At 63.5% G+C, this 7,747-nt stretch carries 7 protein-coding genes and 2 pseudogenes; 3 read left to right on the forward strand and 6 right to left on the reverse strand.

Going from position 1 to position 7,747, the window contains the following annotated elements:
• The 3 genes and pseudogenes from AHiyo1_RS05275 to AHiyo1_RS05285 all read left to right on the forward strand — a co-directional run.
• Positions 1-518 (forward strand): annotated as a pseudogene (locus AHiyo1_RS05275) (LytR/AlgR family response regulator transcription factor); the annotation flags it as partial.
• The gene (locus AHiyo1_RS05280) at positions 515-877 is read left to right on the forward strand and encodes a hypothetical protein (RefSeq protein WP_059387842.1); all 363 of its coding nucleotides are present in this window, start codon (positions 515-517) and stop codon (positions 875-877) included. The pseudogene AHiyo1_RS05275 and the gene AHiyo1_RS05280, both read left to right, overlap by 4 nt.
• On the forward strand, positions 874-2,346 hold the full coding sequence (locus AHiyo1_RS05285; RefSeq protein ID WP_059387843.1) for a sodium/solute symporter: 1,473 nt from the start codon (positions 874-876) through the stop codon (positions 2,344-2,346). Before AHiyo1_RS05280 ends, AHiyo1_RS05285 begins: the two co-directional genes overlap by 4 nt.
• Here AHiyo1_RS05285 and AHiyo1_RS05290 read toward each other — a convergent pair.
• From AHiyo1_RS05290 to rpsB, 6 genes and pseudogenes are all read right to left on the reverse strand, one after another.
• Positions 2,343-2,927: a DivIVA domain-containing protein gene (locus tag AHiyo1_RS05290; RefSeq protein WP_059387844.1), complete on the reverse strand. Its 585-nt coding sequence runs from the start codon at positions 2,925-2,927 to the stop codon at positions 2,343-2,345. The genes AHiyo1_RS05285 and AHiyo1_RS05290 overlap by 4 nt on opposite strands.
• Before the next feature lie 21 nt (positions 2,928-2,948).
• Entirely contained in the window at positions 2,949-3,872 is a 924-nt protein-coding gene (locus tag AHiyo1_RS05295; protein WP_059387845.1) for a phosphatidate cytidylyltransferase, read from the reverse strand.
• Positions 3,872-4,428: pseudogene (gene frr, locus AHiyo1_RS05300) on the reverse strand (ribosome recycling factor). Before frr ends, AHiyo1_RS05295 begins: the two are co-directional and overlap by 1 nt.
• A 102-nt stretch (positions 4,429-4,530) precedes the next feature.
• A complete protein-coding gene (gene pyrH / locus AHiyo1_RS05305) occupies positions 4,531-5,268 on the reverse strand; it encodes a UMP kinase (RefSeq protein WP_059387847.1) in 738 nt (245 codons plus the stop codon).
• A gap of 146 nt (positions 5,269-5,414) precedes the next feature.
• Complete coding sequence (gene tsf / locus AHiyo1_RS05310) at positions 5,415-6,251, reverse strand: translation elongation factor Ts (RefSeq protein ID WP_059387848.1); 837 nt, start codon at positions 6,249-6,251, stop codon at positions 5,415-5,417.
• Between the two features lie 120 nt (positions 6,252-6,371).
• The gene (gene rpsB / locus AHiyo1_RS05315) at positions 6,372-7,250 is read right to left on the reverse strand and encodes a 30S ribosomal protein S2 (RefSeq protein ID WP_059387849.1); all 879 of its coding nucleotides are present in this window, start codon (positions 7,248-7,250) and stop codon (positions 6,372-6,374) included.
• Between the last annotated feature and the right edge of the window lie 497 nt (positions 7,251-7,747).

Consider the following 7,747-nt stretch of genomic DNA (forward strand, 5'->3'; position numbering starts at 1 on the left):
CGCCATCTCGCGCAGCCCCCGCCCTCCCGCCGTCTCTTCGTGACCGCCGACGAAGACTGCGCGCTGGAGGCATTCGAACTGGCTGCCGTCGACTACCTGCTCAAGCCGGTGCGTGCCGAACGCCTGGCGAGGTCCGTCAGCCGCATCAGCGAGCTCATCAAGGACGGCAGCAAGGTACCGGAGATGATCACGGTTGACCAAGGCGGAACAACCCGGATGATCCGGAGGGACGACGTCAGCTATGTCCAGGCCCAGGGAGACTACGCCCGGCTGCACACCGCGGAGGCAAGCTACCTGATCCGGGTACCCTGAGCGACCTCGAACAGCAGTGGGCGGAAGCCGGATTCATCCGCATCCACCGCTCATACCTGATGTCGCTGAACCACGTGGGGCACATGAAACTTGCCGCCGCACGCCCCAGCGTCACGGTGGCCGGAGCCGAACTGCCGATCAGCCGCAGGCACCTTCCGGCCGTGCGGGACAAGCTCGAGGCCACCCGGATCCGGCCCCAAGGATGACGCGGGTGAGGGTTACGGCCCCGCAATCAGTTGCCAGGGTAGCCCCCAAGCGTCCGTACAATTCACGCGAGGCCGCCGAAGACTCCGACGTCGGGCAGGTCTTCGTCCGGTCACTCATCCGTTCGCAGTTGCGCCTTGCCGTAGTTGTGGCTTCCGGATTCCTGCTGGTGCTGGCCGCCTACGGTGCCATGGTGGCGCTGGTCCCCCAGCTCGCGCAGATGCGGATTCTGGGCGTCCCGGTAAATTGGATCATCCTTGGAGTAGCGCTCTATCCGGTGATCGGCCTGAGCGCATGGCTCTACAACCGCTCCGCGGCACGGAACGAAGCCCGCTACCGCGATCTTGTGGAGGAGAAGTGAATCCCGCCGTCGGGCTCGCGGCTTTTCTGGGCGTGGCGCTTGCGACTGCGGGGATCGGCTTCTACGGCCTGCGCATTTCGCGCACCACGAGCGACTTCTACGTAGCATCCCGCACTGTCCGGCCGTGGTGGAATGCCTCGGCGATCGGCGGCGAGTACTTGTCGGCAGCGAGTTTCCTGGGCGTCGCGGGGCTGATCCTGTTGACGGGGACGGATGCTCTGTGGTTCCCCGTGGGCTACACGGCCGGCTACCTGATGCTCTTGCTGTTCGTGGCTGCCCCCTTGCGCCGATCGGGTGCCTACACGATTCCGGATTTCACGGAGGCCAGGCTCCAGTCGAAAGCCGTCCGCCGCGTCACGAGCCTTGTGGTTGTTGCTGTCGGATGGCTCTACATCGTGCCGCAGCTTCAGGGCGCCGGGCTCACCATCCGGATCAGCACGGGATTGCCTTCCTGGGTGGGCTCCATCGCCGTCGTCGCGGTGGTCTGCGTCACGGTAGTGGCCGGTGGCATGCGTTCCATCACCTTCGTACAGGCTTTCCAATATTGGCTCAAGCTCACGGCGTTGGCCGTTCCTGTGGTGTACCTGCTGTTGAACCAGTCGGGCGGCGGCTCACCGGTCCTGGCGGAAGCGTCGAGCAATCCCACGGGCCTTCCCGCGGCCGGGCTCTACCAAACTGTTTCGCTCCTGGTGGCGCTGCTTTTCGGAACGCTCGGACTCCCCCACGTCCTCGTCCGCTTCTACACCAACCCGGACGGCCAATCGGCGCGGCGGACCACCCTCATCGTATTGGGCCTGTTGTCGGTCTTCTATCTATTCCCGACGGCGTCCGGCCTGCTTGGTCGGGTCTTCGCTCCTGAGCTTGCACGCAGCGGACGGCCCGACGCCTTGGTCCTGCTGCTGCCTGGAAAGCTGCTGGGCGGAATGCCGGGCGATCTCCTGTCGGCATTGGTGGTTGCCGGCGCGTTTGCCGCATTCCTCTCGACGACGTCGGGATTGGTGGTTTCGCTGGCCGGCGTCATCAGCCAGGACCTTCTTGGCGGGAGCGTGCGCGGATTCCGGGTGGCCGCCCTCCTGGCCGCCCTCGTCCCCTTGGCCTTTGCATTCACGACGGATTCAATGGCCTTGGCCGGCAGCGTAGGGCTGGTGTTCGCCTTCACGGCGTCCACCATTTGTCCTGTCCTGCTGCTCGGCATTTGGTGGCGCGGCCTGAGCGACGCAGGCGCGATTGCCGGCATGCTGACGGGAGCCGTCCTCTGCGGGGGTGCGCTGGTATCGAGTACGGTCATCGGTTCCGCTGCGCCCGGATGGATTGCCCAGCCCGCGGCGTGGACGGTGCCTGCCGCGTTTGCCGTGATGGTGCTCGTCTCACGGGCCACGAAACACCGGGTCCCCGGGACTGTCACCCGGCTGATGACCAGGCTTCACGTCCCGGAACGGCCGGTGGCCACGGAGCGCCAGCTCCGCTAGTCGATCGCCGCCATGAGCTCGACAACCCGGTCGAGGAAGGCATCAACCTGCGCCTCTTCGTAGCCGTCGCGCCCGCGGGCCTCGGAGAAAGCGGCTCGGCGGACGTTGTCGACGCTCAGCGGTTTATCGTTTTCGAGGTAACCGATCAGGGAGACGCACAAGGCATCGACCTCGGCGATGTTGTAGCTGCGCGCACGCTTCTTGTCCGGCCGGCGGAAACGCTCGCCATCAGGCCGGTGCAAGCGGCCCCGCAACACTCCTGAGAGTTTGCCGATCTTCAGCAACCAGGCTTCCTCGCCTTCGGCCGCTATCAGCTCGTCGCGTTCACGCCGGGCGAAGGCATCTTCGAGGCGGTCCAACGCGGCGTCCACAGCGGTAGCGTCGTATCCGCCCTTGACAGGATCAAACGAAACCGCCCGGACATCGCTGCTAACGATTTTCTCCGACGCCTCGGCCCGGTTTTCGAACGACAACCGGGCGCGCTGGAAAAACTGGTCAACTTGCTTTGCGTTGTAGCCATACTTGCTGTGCGCCACGCGCTCAAATGCTGCGGGGATCTGGCGACGAATGTCCACTGCCACTGCTTTCCTTCTGGGTGGTTATCAGGCGCCGCTCAACAGCGCGAAAAGAATATATGCTGCCGGGGCCGCGAAGACGATCGAGTCGAGGCGGTCCATGACCCCGCCGTGTCCGGGCAGGATACTGCTCATGTCTTTGACGCCAAGTTCCCGTTTGACCATGGATTCCGCGAGGTCACCGGCAGTAGCGGCGGCCACCATGCCCACGGCAAGCACCACCCCGACCCACCAGGGCCTGCCCAGGACGAAAACGCTGGCGAGGATCCCGATGACCATGGCACCTGCCACTGAGCCCGCGAACCCTTCCCAGGTCTTTTTGGGGCTGATCTTGGGGGCCATCGGGTGCTTCCCGAAGAGTGCCCCTACGAGGTACCCGAAAGTGTCGTTGGACACCACCAGCAGCAGCATCACGGCAATCTGCCAGGCACCCGCGGGAACCTGCCCGCCGGGCCAGGGACCCGCCGTCGTCGCTCCCCCGCCTGCATGGAGGGGCACGATGGCAAAGCTGATCAGGAAAGGCACCCAGGCAAGCGTGAAGATTCCGGAGAAGACGCTGCGTGGAGCTCCCGCGGCGCTTTCGAGGGAACGCCAGAGCAGGACCGCCGTGCTGCTCAGCACCATCGCGAAGAGCAGGCTTTCGGTGCCACCGAAGTAAGCCGCAAGCGGCATCGCCACGGTACCTGTCAACACGGGGATGATCGGCATCCTGGTGCCCTGGCCTTCGAGCGCACGGAAAATTTCCCACACGCCGAGGACCGCAAACGCAGTGGTCAGGAGAACGAACCCCAACGGCAGGAACAGCAGCCCGCCGAGGACGGCGAAGAGCATGGCGAGTCCGACGCCGATGGCGGCCGGAAGATTCCGGCCCGCCCTGGGCGTCGGGTTGCCTCGTTGGCGTCTGGCGCGTGTGGGAATCCCCTGCGCGGGCGCCGGCTCAGCCTCGCTCATCAGACCTCGAGCAGCTCGGCTTCCTTGCGCTTGAGGAGCTCGTCGATACCGTCGACGTGTGCCTTGGTGATAGCGTCGAGTTCCTTTTCACCGCGGGCACCCTCGTCTTCGCCGGCTTCGCCGTCCTTGACGAGCTTGTCCAGGGCGTCCTTGGCCTTGCGCCGGATGCTTCGGATGGAAACCTTTGCGTCCTCACCCTTGCCTTTGACGATCTTGACGTATTCCTTGCGGCGTTCCTGGGTGAGCTCCGGATGGTGATCCGGATGACGTTGCCGTCGTTGGACGGATTGGCGCCGACCTCGGAGTCGCTCAGGGCCCTTTCGATATCGCGCATTGAGGTCTTATCAAAGGGCGTGATCAGGATGGTCCTGGCGTCCGGGATAGCGAAGGAAGCCAGCTGCTGCAGCGGTGTGGGGGTGCCGTAGTATTCCACGATCACCTTGTTGTAGAGTCCGGGGTTCGCGCGACCGGTACGGATCGACGCGAAATCCTCCTTGGCTACCTCGACCGCCTTGTCCATCTTTTCCCCGGCTTCGAGCAAGGTTTCTTCGATCACGGTTTCTCCTCAGAAATAGTCGCGCCCCGGTCCACGGGCCGCAATGCACAATAAATTTCCGCCCCTGCGGGCGGAAGAGTCCTAGAAATATCCTAGCCCTTGCTAGGGGGTGACCAGGGTGCCCAGCTTTTCGCCGAGGATGGCCCGGGTGACGTTCCCTTCGCCTTCCATGCCGAAGACAACCATGGACAAATTGTTGTCCTTGCACATGGTCATGGCGGTCTGGTCCATGACGCGGATGTCGCGGCGCAGGGCCTCGTCGTAGCTGAGCTTTTCGAGCTTCTCTGCCGTGGGATCCTTCTTGGGATCCGCGGTGTACACGCCGTCCACACCGCTCTTTGCCATGAGGACGACGTCGGCATGCACTTCGAGTGCACGCTGGGCGGCCACGGTGTCGGTGGAGAAGTACGGAAGGCCTGCGCCTGCCCCGAAGATGACGACGCGGCCCTTCTCCATGTGGCGGATGGCACGGCGCGGAATGTAGGCCTCGGCCACCTGGCCCATGGTGATGGCGCTCTGGACGCGGGTCTCGACGCCCGCTTGCTCCAGGAAGTCCTGCAGGGCCAGGCAGTTCATAACTGTGCCGAGCATGCCCATGTAGTCGGCGCGGGAGCGATCCATGCCGCTTTGGGACAGTTCGGCGCCGCGGAAGAAGTTACCGCCGCCGACGACGATTGCCACCTCGACCTCGGACACGGCGGCGGCGATTTGCTTGGCGATGGCGCGGACGGTTTCCGGGTCAACACCAAGCTTTCCGCCGCCGATGACCTCGCCGGACAGCTTCAGCAGTACACGACGACGGGTCTTCTCCGGATGGATTGCAGTGTTCTCGGTTTCCATGGTGCCTTCCCGTTTGTGGACTCTGGCTAGATTATCTTGCTGGGGGCCGGGCAGAAAGCTGCCGGCTCTGGATGCACTCGGTGCGGGCCTGCCGTTGCATGCAAAAGGGGCGGCCACCGAAGTGACCACCCCTTTTGTATGTCTAACTAGTTTCCGACGCGGAAACGGGCAACGGCAGTTGCCTTGACGCCGGCCTCTTCGAGGACCTGCGCAACGGTCTTCTTGGAGTCCTTGGCGAATGCCTGGTCCAAGAGAACTTCGCCCTTGTAGAAGCCCGTCACGCGGCCTTCGACGATCTTGGTGAGAGCGGCTTCCGGCTTGCCTTCGGCCTTGGCGGTCTCTTCGGCGATGCGGCGCTCGGACTCGACCAGCTCGGCCGGGACATCTTCGCGGCTGAGGTAGTTCGGGGCCATGGCTGCAACGTGGACAGCAACATCGTGGGCTGCGGTAGCAGCGGCGTCGCCCACGCCTTCAACGGCGAACAGGACGCCGACCTGGGCCGGGAGGTCCTTGGAGGTCTTGTGCAGGTAAGCGTCAACCGTGCCGCCTTCAATGCGGGCGATGCGGCGGACAACAACCTTCTCACCGAGAACGGCGCCCTCTTCGACGACAACCTCGGAAAGGGGCTTGCCGTCGACGTCGATGGCCAGCAGGGTCTCGAGGTCGGCAGCGCCGGACTCGACGGCGACGGCCAGGACCTTGTCGGCCAGCTGGATGAACTTGTCAGCCTTGGCGACGAAGTCGGTTTCGCAGTTGACCTCGATCATTACGCCCACGCCGTCGGTGACCTTGGCTGCAACCAGGCCTTCGGCGGTGGAGCGGCCTTCACGCTTCGTAGCGCCCTTGAGGCCCTTGATGCGGATGATTTCGATGGCCTTCTCGGCGTCGCCGTTGGCCTCGTCAAGAGCCTTCTTGACGTCCATCATGCCGGCGCCGGTGCGCTCGCGCAGGGCCTTGATGTCAGCAGCAGTGTAGTTCGCCATGTGAACCCCTCTGTCTAGAAATTTATGTGTTTACGGACTGACAGGACGGCAGCCCACCTGGTGGGCCGCCATCCTGTCAGTAGCTCCCCGCACCGAAATCGGCGCGGGAAAGGTCCGGATTTACTTGTCTGCTTCGGCTTCGCCGGCAGCAGCTTCGGTACCCTCGGCGGCCGGTGCTTCGGCAGCTTCCGCAGCCGGAGCTTCGGCGGCCGGTGCTTCAGCAGCTTCGGCCTTGCTGCCTTCGAGGAGCTCGCGCTCCCACTCAGCCAGCGGCTCTTCGGGGGCCTCTGCAGCACCGGTTGCGCGCTGGTTACGGGCGATGAGGCCCTCAGCAACGGCGTCGGCAACCACGCGGGTCAGCAGGTTTACGGAGCGGATGGCGTCGTCGTTGCCCGGGATCGGGAAGTCGACTTCGTCGGGGTCGCAGTTGGTATCCAGGATGGCAACAACCGGGATGTTCAACTTCTTGGCTTCGTCAACAGCCAGGTGTTCCTTCTTCGTGTCAACAACCCACAGAACAGAAGGAGCCTTGGTCAGGTTGCGGATACCACCGAGGTTGGTTTCCAGCTTGGTGAGTTCACGCTTGAGGAGCAGGAGCTCCTTCTTGGTGTAACCCGAGCCTGCGACGTCCTCGAAGTTGATCTCTTCGAGTTCCTTCATGCGCTGGATACGCTTGGCAACGGTCTGGAAGTTGGTGAGCATACCGCCCAACCAACGCTGGTTGACGTACGGCTGGCCAACACGGGTAGCCTGCTCAGCAATTGCTTCCTGGGCCTGCTTCTTGGTGCCGACGAACAGGACGGTGCCGCCGTGGGCGACAGTAGCCTTGACGAACTCGAAAGCGCGGTCGATGTAGGACAGCGACTGCTGAAGGTCAATGATGTAGATGCCGTTGCGCTCCGTGAAGATAAATCGCTTCATCTTCGGGTTCCAACGACGGGTCTGGTGTCCAAAGTGGACGCCGCTGTCAAGCAGCTGGCGCATAGTTACGACGGGCATGCCGACGCTCCTTCCGGCAGGTCATTCATGAGAGAGCCACGCGGGCCGCTCTTACCCTGCCAATAGTTGACGGTTAATTAGCCGGACCCGAACGGGCCTTGGCTCCTGGCATCCATTGCACTTCTCATCCGGCCAATGACTCGCCGGACCGCAAGAGGCACAATCCTCCGCAGCATTGAATCCGCGAGGATTCGCAATTGGAGGGTTGGATACGCGTAGTCAGCCTGGGACCCCCGCGCAACTGAATGAGAAGCGCTTCTAAACAAGCTTGAGGGCACAGCAAACTGCTCCACCAAGTGTACTACAGCGCCTTCGGCCTCTTGACCGCAAAAGCCACGGGTTCGGCCTCTTTCCTTCGGCAGATTTCCCCCACCGTTTTCCACATAGCCGAACTTGCGGCTTTCGGACCCTGGACGGCCAACGAAGGCTTGTTCCATGAGCACCGCACATCTTCCAGCCTACGTTCTCTTGCTCGTTGCCCTCGGCGCGGCGCCCGC

This window comes from Arthrobacter sp. Hiyo1, assembly GCF_001263615.2.
GTDB lineage: Bacteria > Actinomycetota > Actinomycetes > Actinomycetales > Micrococcaceae > Arthrobacter.

Bases quoted from the DNA above. Each gene is read 5' to 3' on its own strand.
- AHiyo1_RS05280 (WP_059387842.1), top strand. From the start codon at position 515: ATGACGCGGGTGAGGGTTACGGCCCCGCAATCAGTTGCCAGGGTAGCC.
- pyrH (WP_059387847.1), bottom strand. From the start codon at position 5,268: ATGGAAACCGAGAACACTGCAATCCATCCGGAGAAGACCCGTCGTCGT.
- rpsB (WP_059387849.1), bottom strand. From the start codon at position 7,250: ATGCCCGTCGTAACTATGCGCCAGCTGCTTGACAGCGGCGTCCACTTT.
- tsf (WP_059387848.1), bottom strand. From the start codon at position 6,251: ATGGCGAACTACACTGCTGCTGACATCAAGGCCCTGCGCGAGCGCACC.
- AHiyo1_RS05295 (WP_059387845.1), bottom strand. From the start codon at position 3,872: ATGAGCGAGGCTGAGCCGGCGCCCGCGCAGGGGATTCCCACACGCGCC.